Origin of the sequence: Caballeronia sp. ATUFL_F2_KS9A (assembly GCF_023630765.1) — a bacterium.
Lineage (GTDB): Bacteria > Pseudomonadota > Gammaproteobacteria > Burkholderiales > Burkholderiaceae > Caballeronia > Caballeronia zhejiangensis.
In genome coordinates this window covers 1-20,868 of the sequence record NZ_JALQEK010000039.1, presented here as the reverse complement: position 1 = coordinate 20,868, position 20,868 = coordinate 1, and the positions used below count along the sequence as shown (strand labels likewise).

The following is a 20,868-nucleotide window of genomic DNA, read 5'->3' as shown; positions in this document are numbered from 1 at the left end:
GCTCCTTTCAGGATTCGGTGCCGTCGCGGAAGAACGGCGAACGCGCGGGCGCTTCGAGCAGCGCCTCGAGTTCGTCGTCGAGCAGCATGATCGTGATCGATGCGCCCGCCATCTCGAGACTCGTCACGTATTCGCCGACATACGAGCGCGCGATTTTCAGCCCTTCATCGGCGATGAGTTTCGCCGAATGCCGGTACAGCAGATAGAGCTCTTCGAGCGGCGTCGCGCCGAGGCCGTTGACGAGCAACGCGACGCGCGAGCCTTTCGGCGCGGCGAGATCGCCGACGATCTGCTTCGTGATGCGCTCGGCGATGGCATCGGCGGATTCGAGCTTGCCGCGATGCGTGCCGGGTTCGCCGTGTATGCCGATGCCGATTTCCATCTCGCCTTCGGGCAGCGTGAACGTCGGTTTGCCTGCGGCGGGCAGGATGGTCGGCGAGAGGCCGACGCCCATCGTGCGGCAATTCGCGTTGGCCTTGGCGCAGATGCGCGCGACGTCGTCGAGCGAATCGCCGCGTTCTGCTGCGGCGCCAGCGCATTTGAATGCGAAGACCATGCCGGCGACGCCGCGTCGGTCGGCGGCGCGGTCTTTCGGTGCGGAGGCGACATCGTCGGTCAGCACGACCGTTTTGATGTCGATGCCTTCGGCTTCCGCGAGGTCCGCGGCGAGATCGAAGTTGAGCACGTCGCCGCCGTAGTTGCCGTAGACGTAGAGCACGCCTGCATCGCCGTTGACTGCTTTCGTCGCTTCGAATATCTGTTCCGATGATGGCGATGAGAAGACGTTGCCTACTGCCACGCCGGCGCATAGGCCCTCGCCTACGTAGCCGAGGAAGCCGGGCATGTGGCCCGAGCCACCGCCGGTGACGATACCTACGCGGCCTTGCGTCGGGGCGTCAGCGCGGACGAGTGCGCGTTTGTCTTCTGTCGCGGGTTTGATCCATTTTGGATGCGCTATCAGCAGGGATTCGATGATTTCATCGACGAAGGCTTCAGGGTTGTTGATGATCTTCTTCATCTCTTTGTTTGCTCCTTGTTTCGGTTCGGTTCGGTTCTGTTCTGTTCGCTTGCGTTTGTGTGGAAGCCTGATTTCGTGTCGGTCTATTAGCACTGCCCCTGTGCGGGGCGGCACTCACTTTCTTTGCTGCTGCAAAGAAAGTAAGCAAAGAAAGCAGCTACTGATACGCCCGCGGTCACACGCAATTTGGGTCGTCCTCTCGTCCTTCGTGGGCTGCCTAAAGAGTGCCCTCATAGGCCCCATCGGACTTGGCTCGCGCACGGTCTGTCTCATCGCACCACACGCCAAACGGGTTCAGCACCAAATAGCTCCGGCCCGCTTCGCGGCCGACCGGTCAATCGGGAGTGCATGTGCTTCTCTGCTAACGTCTCCATCTCACTGCAATCGCCGCCCTTTGGTTTCCCTTGCATACCCGGCGGCAGCGCGTAGCGCTGTGCCGGAGCTGTTTCGTGCTGAACCGGCGCGCTCGAAGTTATTGGGCGGCAGACCGTGCGCGAGCCAAGCCGGATGGGGCCTATGAGGGCACTCTTTAGGCGAGTGCCGCCGTGGACGAGAGAACTACCCAAATTGCGTGTGACCGCGGGCGGTGACGAGCTGCTTTCTTTGGTTACTTTCTTTGCAGCAGCAAAGAAAGTGACTGCCGCCCCGCACAGGGGCAACGCTAATAGACCGACACGACAGCGGGATCCGGCGATAAAAAGCAGAAACCATCAAACCTTCCTCCGCTGACTAAGCGCATCGAGCAAGACCGCAGCAAAGATGACACCGCCTTGAATGAACTGCGTCCAGAACGGATTCACCCCAAGAAGAGAGAGCCCAACATTGATGACCCCAATCAGCACGACACCGATAAAAGTCCCGACGATGGACCCACGCCCGCCCGCCAGCGAAGTCCCCCCAATCACAATAGCCGCGATAACCTGCAACTCCAGCCCATTAGCCGCCGAAGGCAAAGCGGAATTCAACCGCCCGGCAAGCACGATGCCTGCAATCGCCGCCGTCGCACCGGCAAGCATGTAAGTGAAGAACACCACACGTCGAACCGGAATCCCTGCAAGCCGCGCCGCTTCCTGATTCCCGCCGACGGCGAACACCTGATGCCCGAACGTCGTCTTGCGCAGCAACACATGTCCGACGACGAACACGACGAGCATCACGACCATCGGCATAGGCAAGCCAGCAACGGTCTTCGCACCGAACATCGTGAACGCGTCAGGAAAATCGAACTTGGTGCGGCCATCGGAAATGGCGAGCGTCAGGCCACGCGCCATGGCCATCGCGGCAAGCGTGACGATGAACGGCACGAGCCTCAGCCACGAAATCACGAGCCCATTCAGCGCGCCCGCGAACGCGCCCACCGCGAGCGCCACGCACAACCCCGCAACGCCCAATCCGACCGCGCCCGGACTCGACCCCGCCATGACGGTCGCCGCGACCATCCCGCTCAACGCAACGAGCGATCCGACAGAAAGATCGATGCCGGACGTGATGATGACGAACGTCCCGCCCACCGCCGCGATGCCGACGACAGACACCTGCACCATGATGTTGGTCAGCGTGCTCGTCGTAAGAAACTCGGGCGATGCAATCGACAACGCAATACAGATGATGACGAGCGCCGCGAACAAAGGTCCGATGCCGCTCCTCAACTGACGGATCACACGGCGCGACAGCGCCTCCGTATCCGAACGATCGGCTGCCGTGGAGGTCATGCGCCTGCTCCTGTCGTTGCCCACTGAATGACCGTTTCCGAATCCGCCTTGTCGCGCGCGATCTCGGTCACGATGCTGCCGCGATACATCACCAGCACGCGATCCGACATGCCCAGCAACTCCGGCAACTCCGAACTCACCATGACGACCGCCGCGCCCGCGCGCGCCATCGTCACCATGTGCGCGTAGATCTCCGACTTCGCGCCCACGTCGATGCCGCGCGTCGGTTCATCGAGCATGATGACGACCGGACTCGTCGCCGTCGCGCGGCCAATAATCACCTTCTGCTGATTGCCGCCCGAAAGCGTTCCCGTGATCTGCAACACCGAAGACGCACGCACGCCGAAGCGCGCACTCGCTTCCTGCGCGAGCCTGCGCTTCTTCGCGCGGCTCACGAAGCCGCCGCTCGCCAGCGCCTTGAGGCTCGACAACGCGACGTTCTCTTCGATATTCGCCTCCAGCACCAGCCCTTCGAGCTTGCGATCCTCCGACGTATAGACAAGCCCATGACGCACGCCTTGCGTCGGCGAATGATTGCTGACCTTCTTCCCCTTGACGAGGATCTCGCCGCTCGTCACCGGCAACGCGCCGAAGATCGTCTTCAGCAGCTCGGTGCGCCCCGCACCCGCGATGCCCGCAATGCCGACGATCTCGCCCGCGCGCACCGTGAAGCTCGCATTGCGCAGAAGCGGCGCGCTCGCGAGATTGCGCACTTCGAGCACGACCGGACCATACTCGCGCGGCTCCCACGGATAGAACGATTCGAGATTGCGCGCGACCATCGCCTGCACGAGATCGGCTTCGGTCCATGCGGACATCGGGCGCGCGCCGACGGTCGCGCCATCGCGCATCACGACAGCGGAATCCGCAAGCTCGAACACCTCCTCCAGATGATGCGAGATGAAGATGATGCCCATGCCTTCCGCGCGCAAGCGGCGCACGACCGCATACAGATTCTCGATGTCGTGGCTTTGCAGCGCGGCAGTCGGTTCGTCCATCACGAGGATGCGCGCATCGCGTGCAATCGCCTTCGCCACTTCGACGAGTTGCCGCTTGTTCAACGGCAGATCGCCGAGCCGCATCCAGGGCGGCACGTTGTCGAGGCCGACGCGCGCGAGCGCTTCGCGCGCCATCGTGTTCGCCTCGCGCATCATCACGAAGCCGTTGCGCGAAGGCATGCGGCCGAGGAACAGATTTTCCGCGACCGTCATGTCGTTGATGAGCGAAAGCTCCTGATAAATGACGGCCACGCCCGCATCGATTGCCGCATTCGTGCCACGCGCGAGCGGCATGCCGTCGATCTCGATCGTGCCTTCGTCGGGTTCATATGCGCCCGACAACACCTTCACGAGCGACGACTTGCCCGCCCCGTTCTCGCCGACGATCGCCATCACGTGACCCGCCTGCAACTCCAGGCTTACGCCACGCAGCGCCTTCACGCCGGGGAAGCTCTTGACGATGCCCTGCATGCGCAACAACGGCTTCGCCGCGTGCGAAGCCGTGTGCCCGAGTGCTGCCGTTTCGACTGTCATGTCGCGCGTTCCGGTTGGCCTTACTGCTTCACTTCCTCGGACCACAGGCCGTACTTCTTCACTTCGTCCGAATCGATGTTCGACTTGTCGATGAGCATCGTCGGCCACGCATAGTTCGCGGGCACGTCCTTCTTCGCGTTGTAATCCGCGATGAACTGCAGCGACTTCGCCGCCATCTGGATCGGGTTCTGCGAGATCGTCGCATCCTGCTTGCCCGCGCGAATCGCGGACAGCGCCTGCGCGGTGCCGTCCGCGCCGATCACGAGAATGTGCTCCTTGTCGCCCAGCGGCTTGTAGCGGCCCGCATTGTCGATGGCCTTTTCCGCGCCCACCGTGTTGTCATCGTTGGCGCCGAACACCGCATCGATCTGCGGGAACTTCTGCAGGATGCTCGTCATCGCGTTGAGCGACTTCTCCTGGTCGAACGCGCCTTCCTGACGCGCGACGACCTTGATGTTCGGATACTTCGCGATCTCTTCGCTGAAGCCCTTTTCGCGATCCGTCGCGGCGGTCGTGCCGACAAGACCGATCAGGTCGACCACGTTGCCCTTCTCTTCGCCATAGCGCTTCTTCAGTTGCTCGGCGATCCACTTCGCTCCCGTCTGCCCGAGCGCGACGTTATCCGATGCAACGAAGGACGTGACCTTGCCGCCGTCCGAGCCGCGATCGAGCGTGAAGACGGGTATGTTCATCGAGTTGGCTTTCTCGACAGCGGGAATGATCGCCTTCGAATCGATCGGATTCAGCACGAGCGCCGTCACGCCCTGACTCAGCAGATTGATCGCATCGTTGACCTGCTGCTGCGCGTCGCCGTTCGCGTTGGTCTGCACGAGCTCGAAGCCCTGATCCTTCGCGCCGCGCTCCACGCCCGCCTTCAATCCGACGAAGAACGCGTTGTTCAAAGTCGCGATCGAAAAGCCGATCTTCGTCTTGCCGCCCGCCGAGGTTGCGGCCGGCGCACTCGCCGGCGCGCTAGCCGCCGCGTTCGCGCCCGATGCCGCGTTGGTGCTGCTTGTCGACGACGAGTTGTCGCTCTTCGAGCATCCGCTCAACGCGGCCGCCGCGCAGAGCAACGCCGCGCCCGTGGATTTGCCGAACGTTCCCCAACTGTCGAATCTTGCCGAGCTCCAGGCCATGACTGTCTCCGTTGTACGAGTTGTTCAATGCGATTTGTTCTTGCGATGAGGCATCGCTTCCCGTCACGCGCGTATCAGCGATCCTCCGTATTGCGCTTGCCGTATGTCTTGAACTTCTCCAGCACTTCTTCCATCTGTTGATCGGAAAGCAAAGGCGGTGCGCCGATCTGCAACGCCAGCAGATATTGCTTCGCGAGCACTTCCACTTCATGCGCGAGCCACACGGCGCGCGAGAGATCGGTGCCGAGCGCGATCACGCCATGATGCGCGAGCAGACATGCGCGACGCTCGTCGAGCGCGGCAAGCGCGTGATCCGACAATGCCTGGCTGCCGAAGATCGCATAAGGCGCGCAACGTATCGACTTGCCGCCCGCCGCCGCGACCATGTAATGCAGCGCGGGAATGTCGCGGCCATGAATGGCGAGCGCGGTCGCGGCGATCGAATGCGTATGCACGACCGCATGAATATCGCCACGCGCGCGCAGGATGTCGCGATGAATGCGCCATTCCGACGACGGCCGTGCGATGCGAAGAATGTCGGCATCGTCGGTAACGTCGAGCGGCAGCCACACGATCTGTTGCTCGTCGAGCTCGCGCGCCGACACGCCGCTCGGCGTGACAAGAAAGCCATCGCGATACCGCGCGCTCACATTGCCCGATGTGCCCTGATTGATGCCGAGCCGCTCCATTTCGAGCGACGTATCGACGATCGCGCGGCGCAACGCGCTTTCATCGGCCGCGATCATGCGGCGTTCCCCTCTGCGTCGAACAGCGTGCGCAACGAGCGCTCGAACGGCGCGCGCACGATGCCGCGTTCCGTGATGAAGCCGCTGACGAGCGCATGCGGCGTCACGTCGAACGCGGGATTGCGCGCCTGCATCGCATCGGGCGCGATGCGTCGTCCGGCGAGATGCGTGATTTCCTCGGCGTCGCGCTCTTCGATTTCGATGCGCGATCCGCTTGCCGTTTGCAGATCGAGCGTCGATGAAGGACACGCGACATAGAACGGAATGCCGTAGTGATTCGCAGCGATGGCAAGTCCGAGCGTGCCGATCTTGTTGGCGAAATCGCCGTTCGCCGCGACGCGATCCGTCCCGACGATCACGAGATCGACGAGCCCTTGCGACATGATCGATGCGGCCGCGCTATCCATGATGAGCGTGACGTCGACGCCCGCCTGCTGCAGTTCGAACGCGGTAAGCCGCGCGCCTTGCAGAAGCGGACGCGTTTCATCGGCGTAGACCTTGAACGCGAGGCCCGCGCGACGCGCCGCATAGATCGGCGCGGTGGCCGTGCCGATGCCCGTCGTCGCGAGCGCGCCCGCATTGCAGTGCGTGAGCACGCCGATGCCTTCCCGTATCAACGGCATGCCATGCTCGCCAATGCCTTCGCACAGCGCGCGATCTTCATCGTGGATTCGCTTCGCTTCTTCGACGAGCGCCGCGTGAAGCGTCGCGCTATCTTTCGCGTCGATATCGCGTGCGTGACGCAGCATGCGCCGCACGCCCCAGCTCAGGTTCACCGCGGTAGGCCGCGCCGTTTCGAGCCAGTTCGCATGACGTTCCAGCTCCGCGCGATACAGCGCGACGGGAAGCGTCGTCGAATCACGCATCGCGATGCAAAGCCCGTACGCCGCCGCCACGCCGATAGCCGGCGCCCCGCGCACGCGCAACTCGCGGATGGCGCGCCATACCGCTTTCACGTCGGCGATGTTCTCCACGACGATCTCATGCGGCAGACGCGTCTGATCGAGCAGCAGCAGATCGCCGTCGCGCCATTCGATCGTCGGGGGAAGCGTGCTGAACAAGGGCTGCGAAGCCATGAAGTCTCCTGTCACATCGTCGCGGTGTCGCGTTGAATTTCGCGCGCGAGCACCGCAACCTGTTCGATATCGCCGAACGTTGCGCGTCCAACGAGCAACGCTTCCGCGCAACGCAGGCAACGCACTTCGATACGCGCGCGCGCCTCGGCATCCGGAATGCGCGTGATCTCCGCCACCTTCGCCATGCCGACGATGCGGCGAATCATCTTGCAGCCCGCGAAGCCCAGCGTATCCGCGAGCAAACGCCGCATGAAATGCGCGCGATACGCGCTGAGCGCGCGGCTTTCCGCTTCCCCGCCGATGAAGCGCCGCTTGCTGCGGCTCTCGTGATCGCGCCACAGTTCGAGAAACTGCGCGCTGAAGCCGGTCCAGATGCGCGTCATCTGTTCGAGCAGCCATTCCTGATACGCGACGGGATCGCGTCCGTCGATGCGGCCGTGCCAGTCGCGCGAGAAATATGCGAGCAGCAGATTCGCGATGAGCGCGCCGACGTCGAAGCCCATCGGTCCATAGAACGCGAACTCCGGATCGATCACGAAGGTTTCGTCTTCGTTGACCATGATCGAGCCGGTATGCAGATCGCCATGCAGCAAGGTCTCGGCGTGATTCATGAACGCCCACTTCATGTCGGCGGCCGCGATGCGCAAAGGCTCGTGCGTTCGCAACCTTTCGATCGCGGCCTTCGGCAAGGCGGGGCTATACATGTTCGACGGATGATCCTCGAACGGATACGTGAAGACGAGATCCTCGGTGATCTTGCATAGCTCCGCGTTGACCGCGGCGCTCGCGGCCTGCTTCTTGATATCGGGCGCGAGAAAGAGATCTGAGCCGTAGAACAGCGTATGCGCGAGATAGCTCGACAGATGATTCGCGAGACGCGGATACGTCGTGCCATCCATCAGACCTTGACGCAGAATGCGATGCGACGCGAGATGCTGCATCACCATCAGAAAGCGCTTGCTGTCGGCGTGATAAACCTTCGGCACATGCTGCGGACACAGCGCGCCGAAGCGCCGCAACGCCGCGACTTCATGCTCCATGCGCTGACACGAAAGCGGCCACGTCTTGCCGACGAGCCGCAGGAACGGCGGCGCCTGCTTGACGACGACACTGCGCTGCGGCGTCTTCGCGTTGGTCACGAAGTACACATAGTTCAGATTGCCATCGCCGACTTCGACGACTTCGAGATCGTCGGGCTCGCCCAGCAACGCGCGCACGTCGGGCACGCCGCCGAGATAGGCAGCGAGTTCCTGCGCGGTGAAAGCTTCAAACTCCATCGGTGTCTCCTCCGATGTTGCCCGTGCGCGCATCCCAGTCAGCGACGCTTGCGCACCAGATCGAACTTGAAGATGCTCGTGTTGTAGTAGTCGTTGCTATAGCAAAGCGGCTCGCCGCTCTGATCGAAATCCACTTCGTCCAGCAGCAGAAACAGACCGAAACCGTCGCCCAGTTCGGGCAGATCGCGCGGCGTGAGAATGGTCGGCTGTATCGACGTATGTGTATGCGACAGCCGCCGTCCCGTGCGCTCGAACATGCCGAAAAGCGATTCGCCCAGATCGCCTTCGGCCGCATCGAACACGCGCTTCGGGATCGTGTCGATGCAATACGCGGCGATGGCGTCGTCCGCGCGCCGCACGCGCTCGATTCGCACGCATGGATCGCCGGGCCTGATCGCGAGCTTTTCCGCGAGACTTTCCGATGCGGCGACTGTGTCCGTGTGGATGCGACTCGTCGATGGCACTGCGCCCACGCTGCGAATCATGTCCGTCACCGACATCAGATCATCGAGTCCGCCGTGCAGCTTCAGCGAAATTTGTCTGATGAAGGTGCCCTTGCCTTGCTGACGCGACAGCAAGCCATGCGAGATCATCTGCGCAACCGCTTCGCGCAAGCTCGACCGTCCGACGCCGAGCAGCTCGCAAAGCTCTATTTCAGTGGGAATCTGGTCGCCGGGCTTGAGCTTGCGCTCGCGGATCATGGTGAGGAGCGACTCCTGGATCTTGTCGCTCATCGATCGCTCGACGCTCAGTCGCATGAGGCTCTCTCGGATGACAGTCCATGAAATATACATCAGACGTCTGATGTTTCCGTAGGGACTTTCCCGAAGCGTTTACTGCTTTATACGAGCGGCTTTCTTTGCGCACGTGCAGCATGAAAAAGCCCGTCGTTCGCAATGCGACGGGCTTTGCGGTGCACGATTTTCGCCACTCAGGCGAGCGCGGCGACGTCGATGTAAGGCGCGATGTTTTTCATCGCGCGCTCGACGTAGTCTTCCTTCTCGCCGACGGGCGCGACGTAATGCATTGCACTGCGCGCCGCTGCGACGCCTTCGACCCGCGCGATCACCCACGCCGCGAGATATTGCGATGCGAGGCACCCACCCGCCGTCGCGACATTGCCGTTTGCGACGAACGGCTGATCGAGCGTGCGCACGCCCGCTTCCTCGACCCACGGCTTGGTCGTCAGATCGGTGCAGGCGGGGACGTCCCGAAGAAGTCCGAGCTTCGCGAGGACGAGCGTGCCCGAGCATTGCGCCGCCAGCAACTGACGCGCGGGATCGAGCCTGATGCGCGCCATCAGCGATTGATCCGCGACGACTTCGCGCGTGAGCATGCCGCTGCCGACGATCACGGCATCGGCCTGCGCGGCGTCTTCGAGCGTGGCTTGCGCTTTGAGCACGACGCCGTTCATCGAACGCGCTTCATTCGACGGACATGCAATCGACACCTTCCAGCCAGGCTTTTTCACGCGATTGAGAATGCCGAGCGCGATCAGTGAGTCGAGTTCGTTGAAGCCGTCGAACGTGAGAATGGCGATATGCATGTTGTTCTCCTTTCATCGCATGGAACGCATGAGTGCATGCTACGGCGCGAGACGAATACAATCAAACAATTGTCATGGTTACATCGGAAATGGGCGCTCATGCCGAAACCACCGCGCTACAAGCAGATCGTCGACAGGTTCGTCGATGACATTCGTTCCGGCCGCCTCAAGCCCGGCACGCGTCTGCCGACGCATCGCGAGCTGGCCGCGCGCGAGCGGCTCGGCATCGTGACCGCGACGCGCGTGTATGCCGAACTGAACGCGATGGGACTCGTCAGCGGCGAAACGGGACGCGGTACGTTCGTGAAGGAAACGACGCTTTCGCGAGCGCTCGGCATCGATCAGGTCGCGATCGCCGCGGACATGGTCGACCTCAACTTCAACTACCCCGCGCTCGCCGGCCAGGCGGAACTGTTGCGCAGTGCGTTGCGGCAGTTGTCATCGGCGGGCGATCTGGAAGCGCTGTTGCGCTATCAGCCGCATGGCGGACGCGCACGCGATCGGGCGACGGTCGCGCGTCATCTCGCGCGCCGTGGTCTCGATGTGAGCGCGGATCGCGTGATGCTCGTCGATGGCGCGCAGCACGGCCTCGCCACGACGGTCATGGCGCTCTTGAAACCCGGCGATGTGGTCGCGGTCGATACGCTGACCTATCCCGGCTTCAAGCTGCTCGCCGACGCGCACCGGATCGAACTCGCGCCGATACGCGCATCGGGCACGGGCCCCGATCCCGACGCGCTCGAGGCGTTGTGCAAGCGGCGCCGCGTGCGCGCGGTCTACACGATGCCGACGCTGCACAATCCGCTCGGCTGGGTGATGACGGCGACGCGGCGCAGGCAACTGGCAGCGCTTGCGCGCAGGCATGGCTTTTTCATCATCGAGGATGCGGCCTATGCCTTTCTCGCCGATGACGCGCCGCCGCCGCTCGCCGCGATCGCGCCGGAACTGACGGTGTACGTATCGGGCTTTTCGAAGAACGTGGCGACGGGACTGCGTGTCGGCTATGTCGTCGCGCCATCCGAATGGGTGCCGAAGATCGAACGCGCCGTCCGCGTGACGACGTGGAACACGCCGGGCGTCATGACGGCCATCGCGTGCGGCTGGCTCGCGGACGGCACGGTCGAGAGACTCGAAGCGGAAAAGCGCGCGGATGCGTCGATGCGCCAACTCATCGCGGCGCGTGCGTTGGGGCGTTTGAAGCGCGTGACGCATCCGGCGTCGTACTTTCTGTGGCTGCCGATGCCCGAGGAAGTGCGCGCGGATCGCATCGCGGCGGCGCTGATGGAAGAGCGGATTTCGGTATCGACGGCCGAGCCGTTTTGCACGGCGGCGCAGGTGCCGCATGCGCTGCGGCTGGCGCTGGGATCGGTGGATGTGGCGACGTTGGGCGACGCGTTGGGGCGCGTCGCGGAAGTCGTGGCGAGGTATGCGTATTGAATCTGAAGCAACCGCAAAAGCAATAGCGTAATAATCGCCCAATAAACCAATTCGGCGAACCGCATTTTCCGGATAACGAAATAAACCATCCGCCGCGAGGGGTCCTTTCCCGCATCGCAAATCCGAACGCGCGAAAGAAAGCAAGCCGAATTTACCGCCATCCGCCCATCGGCACGGAATTAATACTCACGCAATAAATCCGCGAATGCGCAACTGGTCATTTGTCGTACTTATGCCCATAACGGCTTACGATCCAGTCAATAATCCCCGGCATGCCGCCCCGACGCGCTTCATCGGCGGCCCAAGCCTCTAAAAATCTTCTCGAACAGCAAACGATTGCGGCCGTATTTGTGTTCCAATTGAGCGATTAATCCGTCGCAAAAAACCCGATATCTCCGCGACTCGAAGATCGCGAATCCATCGATTGGAAATACCCTATGCGGACTCAATACGAGGCGTCGACACCGGAAAAGAAAATCAAGGCGGAACATACGCGTCAGGCGCATTTCCAGCGATGGTTCGCCACGTTCGCCAGCCTCGCCCATTCGCGGCTCCCGCTTAACGCTTATCTGCAGAAAGTCACTGACACGCTGAGAGAAGTCGCGGGCGTCGCGTCCGCCGTCGTGGAATGGATCGAGGGCGACACGCTCCACTACCGCGCGGCAAGCGGCAAGGCGGCGGCGCACATCGGCGTGCGGCTGCCCACGGCCGGCAGTCTGTCCGGGCTTTGCATCACGCGCCAGCAAGCGCTCATCTGCCGCAATTCGGCGACGGATCATCGCGTCGACCGCGCGGCGTGCAAAGCCGTCGGCGCCGTGTCGATGGTCGTCGCGCCCGTCGTCTACGAAGGCCGCTCGGTCGCCGTGCTGAAGCTCATCTCCGGTGAAGTCGACTATTTCGGACATTCGGACATCAGCATCCTCGATGCGTTTTGCGCGTGCATCGCGGAAACCATCGCGCGCGAGGAGATCGCGCAGGAAAATCGCGCGCTGCTGCGGGAGAAAGCCAGCGTCGCCGCGGATCTCTCCGTCGAGTCGTCGCTGCGCATCGAATACGAGAAGAAGCTCGCCGACGCCCTGCGCCGCCGTCAGACCGTGCTCGATAACGCGCACGTCGCATTCGTATCGATGGACGAAGCCGGCATGGTCGTCGAATGGAACGAGGCCGCGAGCGTGCTTTTCGGCTGGAAACATCGCGAAGTCGCGGGCCGGGAACTCGCGTCGTTCATCGTGCCGGAACGCTTTCGCGACGCACACCGCACGGGCCTCACGCGCTATCTCGCGACGGGCGAGGCGCGCATCATCAACACGCGCGTCGAGTTGCCCGCGCTGCGCCGCGACGGCACCGAGTTCGCCGCCGAGCTGACGATCAGCGAAGTCTGGTACGAAGGCCAGCGCCAGTTCGCGTGCTTCGTGCACGACATCACCGACCGGCACGTCGCGAACGAGGCGAACGAACGGCTGCGCCTGCTCATCGATTCGGTGAGCGACTACGCGATCTGCATGCTCGACCAGAACGGCTACGTGCGCTCGTGGAACGAAGGCGCGCGCGAGATCTACGGCTTCACGGCGGCCGAAGCGATCGGCCGGCATTTCGCGCTTTTCTACACCTCGGACGAACACGGGCGCGACCGTCCGACCGACGATCTCGCGCTCGCCGCGAAGCGCGGCCGCGTCGAACACGAGGACTGGCACGTTCGCAAGGACGGCACCGAGTTCTGGGCGCACGTCATGCTGAGCGCGCTGCCCAACAAGAACGGCGGCGCGCAAGGCTTCGTCAAGATCACGCGCGACATGACCGCGCGGCGGCGTCTCGAAGAACTCGAAGCGTCGAGCCGGCGCATGAACGAGTTCCTCGCGCTGCTCGGCCACGAGTTGCGCAATCCGCTCGCGCCGATCCGCAACGCGGTCAGCATCCTCAAGCTGAAATCGTCCGACGACGCCGACGTGATCCGCAGCCGTCAGATCGTCGACCGCCAGCTCGCGCATCTGACGAAGCTCGTCGACGATCTGCTCGAAGCGGGGCGCGTCAGCTCGGGCAAGATCCGTCTTTCGACGGACATCGTCGATATCGCGGATGTCGTGCACCTGAGCGTCGAGGCGAGCCAGCCATCGTTCGACGAGCGCGGACAGCGCATCGACATTCAGGACAGCGGCCAGCCGCTTTTCGTCAACGGCGATCCGACGCGGCTCGTGCAGGCGCTCAACAATCTGCTCAACAACGCGTCGAAATTCAGCCCGCACGGCTCGACCATCACGCTCGAAGTCGGCCCGCGCGGGGGCACGGTGCTGGTGCGCGTCATCGACGAAGGCCGCGGCATCTCGCCCGAAGCGCTCGGCACGGTGTTCGATCTGTTCGTGCAGGAGCATCCGCCGGGCGCGCATGCCGACGAAGGCGGGCTCGGCATCGGCCTCACGCTCGTGCGCGCCATCGCGGAACTGCACGGCGGCCACGTCGAGGCGAAAAGCGGCGGCGCCGGGCGAGGCAGCGCGTTCTCGCTGTGGCTGCCGCTCGCCGAGCCGCCCGCGCGCGGCACGCCTGCGAGCGGCACGCCGGCCGCTACGGCGGGACGTCAGCTCGATGTGCTCGTCGTCGACGACAATCGCGATTCCGCCGACAGCATGACGCTGCTCGTCGACATGCTCGGCCACAACGCGCGCGCCGCCTACGACGGGTCGCACGCGCTCGAATCGTTCGAAGCGGCGCGGCCGCAGGTCGTGCTGCTCGATCTGTCGATGCCCGGCCTGACGGGTTTCGACGTGATCCGCCGCATGCGTGACGATGGCAAGCACGTCATCGTCGCGGCGATGACGGGCCTCGGCTCCGACGAGGACATGGCCCGCACGCGCGCCGCCGGTTTCGACGCGCATCTCGTCAAGCCGGTAGATCTTCCGGAGCTGGAGCGCGTGCTGGCGCTGGCGGGGCGCGTCTGACGCGTTGCGGCGCGCCCGGCACGGCGCGCACGCGCGCGGGCGTTTTCGTCAGCGGATATGGCTGCTTCAGCACAGGCCAGAACCTGCCGTTCGCATCGCGCGCGGACGAGAGCACGTCGGCGAGGAAATCGCTGTCGTCGAGAAATTCGTCGACGCGCATGGCCGGCGCGGCGCCCGCGATTGCCCTCGCCGCCGTCGCTTTCGGCCGAACGGCGGATTGCTTTCGCGCGGTCATCCGGTCGGCGCGACCGGGCTCGCGCAGATCGTCGAGTTGACGCAGCAGTTGCGCGGCCGGGCGGGCGCGCGGCAACGGCCAGACGCGAAAGTCGCGCTCGCCGAGCATAACGGCGGTCAGCTCGCAGGCGATTCCGCCGTCGCGCTGGTCACGATTCTTTCGACGTAACCTGCGCCGTCTCCACCGTCACATTCCCCCGCTCTTCGAAGCGCGCGAGCACCGGCGCTTCGGCCCATGTATCGGTGACGAGCGTCCAGTGGCGTTCCAGCGGCGTCCAGTGCTGCTGATTCGCGCGCTCCAGCTTGTTCGACGTGACGAGCACGAACACGCCCGCCGCCTGGCCCGCGATGCATTCCTTCAGAAACGCCTGCTCCGCCGTCGCCTCGCACAGCCCGCGGCCCGCGACGACACCATCCGCGCCGAGAAACGCCTTGTCGAACGTGACGCGCGTGAGCGCCACCTGCGCGATCGGTCCGAGCGTGCTCATGCTCGATGGCCGCACGTCGCCGCCGATCAGCGTCACGCGCACATCCGCCGCCGCGAGCGTGTTCACCGCCAGCAGATTGTTCGTCACGACGTGAATCTCGGTGCGCCCGGCGAGGCAGCGCGCGAGCGCGGCGGTCGTCGTGCCGCCGTCGAGAAAGATCGTGTCGCCGTCCTGAACGTGACGCGCCGCCGCGCGCGCGATCGCTTCCTTCTGCTCGCGATAGCTCTCGCGCCGCGTATCGAGCGATTCTTCCGGCTCGTGCATCCCGACCGACGCCGCGCCGCCATACGTGCGCACGATGCGTCGTTCGTCGGCGAGCGCGCGCAGGTCGCGGCGCACCGTCGCCTCCGACATGCCGAAGTGCTCGCACAGCGCGGCGACATCGTTCATGCCGGAGAGCACGGCCTTCAACATGGCTTCGCGGCGTTTCTCGACTTTCATCCTGTTCCTTTCTTTTGACGGTTCTGGCGGCGACGCACAGTGTAGCGAACCGGCCGGGTCCGTCGAATGCTCGCGGTTCGTGTCGAGCGCACGGCCGATATTTTGATCGATTTGGTCATTCGAGCAGTCGGAATGATCGACATCGATCAGAGTAAACGCCTAGAACGACCAAATTGCGCAAAACAAACGGGAGGACTACACTGCGATTTGATCGATTCGATCAATCGATGATCGAATCGGACAAAGACCACTCAGGAGACTTCATGGCTCAACTTCACATCAAGCGCGCCGTCGAGCGCGTTCCTGGCGGGATGATGATCGTCCCGTTGCTCATCGGCTCGCTGATCGCGACGTTCATGCCGGGCATGCCGAAGTTCTTCGGCTCGTTCACGAACGCGCTCTTCACCGGCGCGCTGCCGATTCTCGCGGTGTTCTACGTATGCATGGGCGCCAGCATCGACGTGAAGGCGACGCCTTATCTGCTGAAGAAAGGCGGCGCGCTGTTCGTGACGAAAGTCGGCACGGCAATCATCGCGGGCATCGTGCTCGGGCATTTCCTGGGCGAGCAGCCGATTTCATCGGGACTGTTCGCGGGCATTTCGACGCTCGCCGTCGTCGCCGCGATGAACGACACCAACGGCGGCCTCTACATGGCGCTGATGGGCCAGTACGGCCGCTCGGAAGACGTGGGCGCGTACACGATCATGTCGCTCGAATCCGGCCCGTTCCTGACGATGGTCACGCTCGGCGTCGCCGGTTTGTCCGCGTTTCCGTGGCCGACGCTCGTCGGCAGCATTCTGCCGCTCGCGGTCGGCATGCTGCTCGGCAATCTCGATCGCGAGATGCGCGAGTTTCTCGGCCGCGCCGTCCCGGTGATGATTCCGTTCTTCGCGCTGGCGCTCGGCGCGAGCCTCGATCTGCACAAGGTCTGGCAAGCCGGTTTGCTCGGCATCGGACTGGGTTTCGCGGTCGTCATCGTGACGGGCATTCCGCTCTATTTCGCGGATCGTCTGACGGGCGGCACGGGCGTGGCGGGCGCGGCGGCAGCGAACACCGCGGGCAACGCGGCGGCCGTTCCGGCGCTGATCGCGGCGGCGAATCCGGTCTACAACGAAGCGGCCAAGTCGGCGACGCTGCTCGTCGCGGCGTGTGTCGTCGTGACGGCGATCGTGTCGCCGATATTGACCGCATCCATCGCGAAACGCGTGAACGCTCGGCGCGATGCGGGTTCGTCCGCGAAGGCTCGGGGGGCCACGCAATGAAGAGTTTGCTGATCGTCGCCGACGATCTGTCGGGCGCGGCCGATTGCGCGATCGCGTTCGCGGCGGCGGGCCGCAAGACGGTCGTGTCGCTCGACGCGGGCGCATCGGACGCGAACGCGACCGTCGTCGCCGCCGACACCGACACGCGCCGCCTCGCGCCCGCCGACGCCGCGAAGCGCACGGCCGACGCGTGGCACGCGTTGCGCGCGCCGGGCCGGCGTCTCTACAAGAAGATCGATTCGACGTTGCGCGGCAACTGGGCCGCCGAAGTCGCGGCGCTGACGCGCGTCGCCGGTCCGGCGATCGTCACGCCCGCGTTTCCCGCGACGGGCCGCACGGTGCGCGATGCGCGCGTGTTCGTGCGCGGCGTGCCGCTCGAAGACACGGAAACGTGGCAGCTCGAACACGCCGGGCAGCATGCCGACTTGCGCGAGTTGCTGGACGCGGTCGGCCTGCGCGCCGCGCATGTTCCGCTCGATGCGTTCCGCGCCGCGCCGCAGGAAGTCGCGCTGATGATCGCGTCGGCGGCGGCGTCGGGCAATGGCATCGACGCGATCATCGTCGATGCCGAAACCAGCGACGATCTCGCATCGCTCGCACGCGTGAGCGCTTCCGTCGATGAGCCGTTCTTTTGGGTCGGCTCCGGCGGACTCGCCCGCGAACTCGCCGCGCTGCCCGATCTCTTCGATACCGACGCTTCCACGCAGTCGGCGAGCATTATCGAGCCGGCGCAAGGCCCGATTCTCGCGCTCGTCGGCAGCCTGTCGGCCATCTCCGAACGCCAATGCGCGCTGCTGTGCGCCGAAGCCGGCGTGTGCGAAATGATCGTGCCGCCCGCCGTGTTGCGCGACGGCGCGCGTCATCCGCAATGGCAGACGTGGAGCGCGCGCATCGGCGACGCGGTGCGCGGCAAGGAAGACGCGATCGTGCGAATCGGCCGCGACGACGCGTTCGATCCCGCCGAGGGCGCCCGCTTGTCGAACGCGCTCGCCGCGCTCGTCGCGCCGCATTTCGATGCGCTCGGCGGGCTGATCGCGACCGGCGGCGAAACGGCGCGCGCGATGCTCGCCGCCGCGAACGTCGGCAGCCTCGAACTCGTGCGCGAAATCGAAGCGGGCGTCGCGCTCGGACGGCCATCGAACGGCAAAGGGCCGTCGGTCGTCACCAAGGCCGGCGCGTTCGGCAGCGAGCACGCGCTGCTCGGCGCGTACCTGCATTTGCGCGGCGCGGATATTCCCATCGCGCGTTGAAGCGCGTTGAAAACAGACATCACCAGACGAAAATCATGAGCAACTATCTCCCCGTAATCGGCATCACGATGGGCGACGCAAGCGGCGTCGGACCGGAAGTCGTCGTCAAGAGCCTCGCGCACGACGCGGTCTACAAGCAGTGCCGTCCGCTCGTGATCGGCGATGCGCGGCGTCTCGAACGCGCCAACGAAATCGTCGGCGGCAAAGCGACGGTGCGGCGCATCAAGGACGCGACCGAAGCGCGCTACGAGCCGGGCGTGATCGACTGCATCGACCTCGGTCTCATCCCCGACGACCTGCCCTTCGGCGAACTGTCGGCCGTTGCGGGCGATGCGGCTTACCAGTACATCGCGCGCGCCGTGGAACTGGCGCAGGCGAATCAGATCGACGCGATCTGCACCGCGCCGCTCAACAAGGAAGCGCTGCACGCGGGCGGCCACAAGTTTCCGGGCCATACGGAAATGCTCGCGCATCTGACGGGCGTGGAAGAAGTGTCGATGATGCTCGTCGCGCCGCAATTGCGCGTGATTCACGTGACGACGCATATCGGCATCATCGATGCGATCCGCAAGATCGAGCCGGGTCTCGTGCAACGCACGATCGAGCGCGGCAACGCGACGCTCGTGAAGGCGGGCATCGCGAAGCCGCGCATCGGCGTGTGCGGGATCAATCCGCATGCGGGCGAGAACGGTCTGTTCGGTTACGGCGAGGAAGAGGAAAAGATCATTCCCGCGGTGAAGCTCTTGCAGGAACGCGGCCTCGATGTGACCGGCCCGCTGCCCGCCGATACGCTGTTCTATCGCGCGGGGCGTGGCGACTTCGATCTCGTCGTCGCGATGTATCACGATCAGGGTCACGGTCCGGTGAAGGTGCTCGGTCTCGAAGCGGGCGTGAACGTGACCGTCGGTCTGGATGTGATCCGCACGTCGGTCGATCACGGCACGGCGTTCGATATCGCGGGCAAGGGCATCGCCGATGAAGGCAGCATGCTCGAAGCGCTGCGTCAGGGCGCGGAGCTGGCGACGCGGCGTCAATGACGCATATGGCGTGATAATGGGCGCTCCATCGACTCAGGAGCGCCCGACATGACTTCCTCTCTCGATACGCTGCGCAGCCTATGGCGCATCGCCGGCTTGCCCGACGATGCGCTTTCTTTCATCGACCTTCCGGGTCGCGATCCGGTTTTCCCTTCCAGTTTCGCTGTCGGCACGGCGGCGCAGGCGACCATCGGCGCGGCGGCGCTCGCGGCGTGCGAGCTTGGTTTCGCGCGCGGCGTGGAGCGGCAGCGCGTGTCCGTCGACATGACGCACGCGGCGGTCGAATGCACCGGCGCGTTCACGGTGGACGGCAAGGAGCCGGAGACATGGGGACGCTTCTCCGGTCTCTATCGATGCGCCGATGGCTACGTGCGGATTCATGCGAACTTCGAACATCATCAGGATGGCGCGCTGCTTCTGCTCGGGCTCGATCCGCGCACCGCGACGCGTGAGGACGCCGAACGCGCGCTGCTTTCGTGGCGCGCGGGCGACTACGAGAACGCGGCGGCGGAGCGCGGTCTCGTCGTGACGATGCTGCGGACGTTCGACGAATGGGATGCGACGCCGCAGGGCCAGGCTATCGCCGCGCAGCCGTTGATGACGATCACGCGTATCGGCGATGCGCCCGCGCTTGCGTTGCCTTCTTTATCGGCGGATGCGCGTCCGCTCGATGGCCTGCGCGTGCTCGATTTCACGCGCATTCTCGCGGGGCCGGTCGGCGGGCGCGCGCTCGCCGCGTTCGGCGCGGACGTGATGCTCGTGAACGGACCGCATCTGCCGAATATTCCGGCTATCGCGGATACGAGCCGCGGAAAACGATCGGCGCTGCTCGATCTTCGGTCGCCTTCGGATCGCGAGACGCTCTGGCATCTCATCGATGACGCGCATGTGTTCGCGCAGGGGTATCGGCCGGGCGGGATCGCGTCGCTGGGATTCGGGCCGGATGAAGTGGCGCGGCATCGGCCGGGCATCGTTTATACGTCGTTGAGCGCGTATGGCGCCGAGGGACCGTGGGCCGCGCGACGCGGTTTCGATTCGCTCGTGCAGACCGCGATGGGCTTCAACGCGGCGGAGGGAGAAGCAGCCGGCGAGAGCAAGCCGCGCGTCTTGCCGATGCAGATGCTCGACATGGCGAGCGGATTTTTGATGGCGTTCGGCGCGGCGGCGGCGCTGTGGAAGCAGCAGCGTGAGGGCGGAAGCTGGCATGTGGAGGTTTCGCTCGCGCAGACGGGACATTGGTTGCGCGGGCTCGGGCGTGTGGACGGCGGGTTCGCTATCGCAAAGCCGGATCTCGCGCCGTATATGGAGCGGTATGAATCGGGATTCGGTGCGTTGATGGCGGTGCGGCCGAGCGCGCAACTTGCGCGGACGCCGGCGGGGTATGCGAGGGAATCGGCGCCGCCGGGGACGGCGCAGGCGCGGTGGTGAGGGGTGGGCTTGCGCAGTCGAACGAGTAACGAAGGTCGATGGACCGCTTGGTCGACGGAGTCCTTACTTTTATTCAGATAAGTCTCCTTGCGCTCACTGTGATGTCCATCTAAAAGTCGTGGTCAGTGTCAACTCTCGGCCGATCGTCAGGCATTCCGCCTGACATCCCCGATTTCGCACGGATCACGCAATGGAAGCACAATCAAAGCGATCCACCGCCCTCGCGCGCTGGATCACGGGCAGGCAGAACTACTATCTCAAGGTGCGAGGCGCACCGCCGAGCGATGGCCTCTCGATCATCTCCGTCAAGGCGAT

16 protein-coding genes and 1 pseudogene are annotated in these 20,868 nt (G+C 64.3%); 7 read left to right on the top strand and 10 right to left on the bottom strand.

Annotated elements, in window-relative coordinates; translation table 11 throughout:
• Positions 1–7: 7 nt before the first annotated feature.
• The 9 genes from NCS67_RS25140 to NCS67_RS25095 all read right to left on the bottom strand — a co-directional run bounded on the left by NCS67_RS25140 (position 8) and on the right by NCS67_RS25095 (position 10,043).
• Positions 8–1,018 carry a dihydroxyacetone kinase subunit DhaK gene (locus NCS67_RS25140; protein WP_008347470.1) on the bottom strand — a complete coding sequence of 337 codons (1,011 nt, stop codon included), beginning with the start codon at positions 1,016–1,018 and terminating at the stop codon, positions 8–10.
• Between the two features lie 710 nt (positions 1,019–1,728).
• Positions 1,729–2,730 (bottom strand): ABC transporter permease, encoded by a 1,002-nt coding sequence (locus NCS67_RS25135; RefSeq protein ID WP_175983266.1) that lies wholly within the window; start codon positions 2,728–2,730, stop codon positions 1,729–1,731.
• On the bottom strand, positions 2,727–4,262 hold the full coding sequence (locus NCS67_RS25130) for a sugar ABC transporter ATP-binding protein (RefSeq protein ID WP_250437087.1): 1,536 nt from the start codon (positions 4,260–4,262) through the stop codon (positions 2,727–2,729). Before NCS67_RS25130 ends, NCS67_RS25135 begins: the two co-directional genes overlap by 4 nt.
• Positions 4,263–4,282: 20 nt before the next feature.
• Positions 4,283–5,398, bottom strand: a complete 1,116-nt coding sequence (locus NCS67_RS25125; RefSeq protein ID WP_008347464.1) for a sugar ABC transporter substrate-binding protein — start codon at positions 5,396–5,398, stop codon at positions 4,283–4,285.
• Between the two features lie 74 nt (positions 5,399–5,472).
• Positions 5,473–6,144, bottom strand: coding sequence for an L-fuculose-phosphate aldolase (locus NCS67_RS25115; protein ID WP_250437085.1), 672 nt, complete (start codon positions 6,142–6,144; stop codon positions 5,473–5,475).
• Positions 6,141–7,220, bottom strand: a complete 1,080-nt coding sequence (mtnA, locus tag NCS67_RS25110) for an S-methyl-5-thioribose-1-phosphate isomerase (RefSeq protein ID WP_250437083.1) — start codon at positions 7,218–7,220, stop codon at positions 6,141–6,143. The genes NCS67_RS25115 and mtnA overlap by 4 nt, the downstream gene beginning before the upstream one ends.
• An 11-nt stretch (positions 7,221–7,231) precedes the next feature.
• Positions 7,232–8,497 (bottom strand): S-methyl-5-thioribose kinase, encoded by a 1,266-nt coding sequence (gene mtnK / locus NCS67_RS25105; protein WP_250437082.1) that lies wholly within the window; start codon positions 8,495–8,497, stop codon positions 7,232–7,234.
• Between the two features lie 38 nt (positions 8,498–8,535).
• A complete protein-coding gene (locus NCS67_RS25100; RefSeq protein WP_239295565.1) occupies positions 8,536–9,231 on the bottom strand; it encodes a GntR family transcriptional regulator in 696 nt (231 codons plus the stop codon).
• Positions 9,232–9,428: 197 nt separating this feature from the next.
• On the bottom strand, positions 9,429–10,043 hold the full coding sequence (locus tag NCS67_RS25095) for a DJ-1/PfpI family protein (RefSeq protein ID WP_250437081.1): 615 nt from the start codon (positions 10,041–10,043) through the stop codon (positions 9,429–9,431).
• A gap of 99 nt (positions 10,044–10,142) precedes the next feature.
• Here NCS67_RS25095 and NCS67_RS25090 point away from each other — a divergent pair, with 99 nt between their 5' ends.
• From NCS67_RS25090 to NCS67_RS25080, 3 genes and pseudogenes are all read left to right on the top strand, one after another.
• Positions 10,143–11,480, top strand: a complete 1,338-nt coding sequence (locus tag NCS67_RS25090; protein WP_250437080.1) for an aminotransferase-like domain-containing protein — start codon at positions 10,143–10,145, stop codon at positions 11,478–11,480.
• Between the two features lie 437 nt (positions 11,481–11,917).
• A complete protein-coding gene (locus NCS67_RS25085; protein WP_008347449.1) occupies positions 11,918–14,413 on the top strand; it encodes a hybrid sensor histidine kinase/response regulator in 2,496 nt (831 codons plus the stop codon).
• Between the two features lie 205 nt (positions 14,414–14,618).
• A pseudogene (locus tag NCS67_RS25080) lies at positions 14,619–14,816 on the top strand (thiolase C-terminal domain-containing protein); the annotation flags it as partial.
• On the opposite strand, the gene NCS67_RS25075 reads toward NCS67_RS25080, so the two are convergent.
• Positions 14,797–15,576, bottom strand: a complete 780-nt coding sequence (locus NCS67_RS25075) for a DeoR/GlpR family DNA-binding transcription regulator (protein ID WP_250437079.1) — start codon at positions 15,574–15,576, stop codon at positions 14,797–14,799. The pseudogene NCS67_RS25080 and the gene NCS67_RS25075 overlap by 20 nt on opposite strands.
• Positions 15,577–15,839: 263 nt before the next feature.
• Between NCS67_RS25075 and NCS67_RS25070 the strand changes: the two genes are divergently transcribed.
• The 4 genes from NCS67_RS25070 to NCS67_RS25055 are packed head-to-tail and all read left to right on the top strand — an operon-like array spanning position 15,840 to position 20,553.
• A complete protein-coding gene (locus NCS67_RS25070) occupies positions 15,840–16,838 on the top strand; it encodes a 2-keto-3-deoxygluconate permease (protein WP_008347443.1) in 999 nt (332 codons plus the stop codon).
• On the top strand, positions 16,835–18,088 hold the full coding sequence (locus NCS67_RS25065) for a four-carbon acid sugar kinase family protein (protein WP_250437078.1): 1,254 nt from the start codon (positions 16,835–16,837) through the stop codon (positions 18,086–18,088). Before NCS67_RS25070 ends, NCS67_RS25065 begins: the two co-directional genes overlap by 4 nt.
• A 35-nt stretch (positions 18,089–18,123) precedes the next feature.
• The gene (gene pdxA, locus NCS67_RS25060) at positions 18,124–19,125 is read left to right on the top strand and encodes a 4-hydroxythreonine-4-phosphate dehydrogenase PdxA (protein WP_008347439.1); all 1,002 of its coding nucleotides are present in this window, start codon (positions 18,124–18,126) and stop codon (positions 19,123–19,125) included.
• Positions 19,126–19,173: 48 nt separating this feature from the next.
• Positions 19,174–20,553 (top strand): CoA transferase, encoded by a 1,380-nt coding sequence (locus NCS67_RS25055; protein WP_008347437.1) that lies wholly within the window; start codon positions 19,174–19,176, stop codon positions 20,551–20,553.
• Positions 20,554–20,868 lie beyond the last annotated feature (315 nt).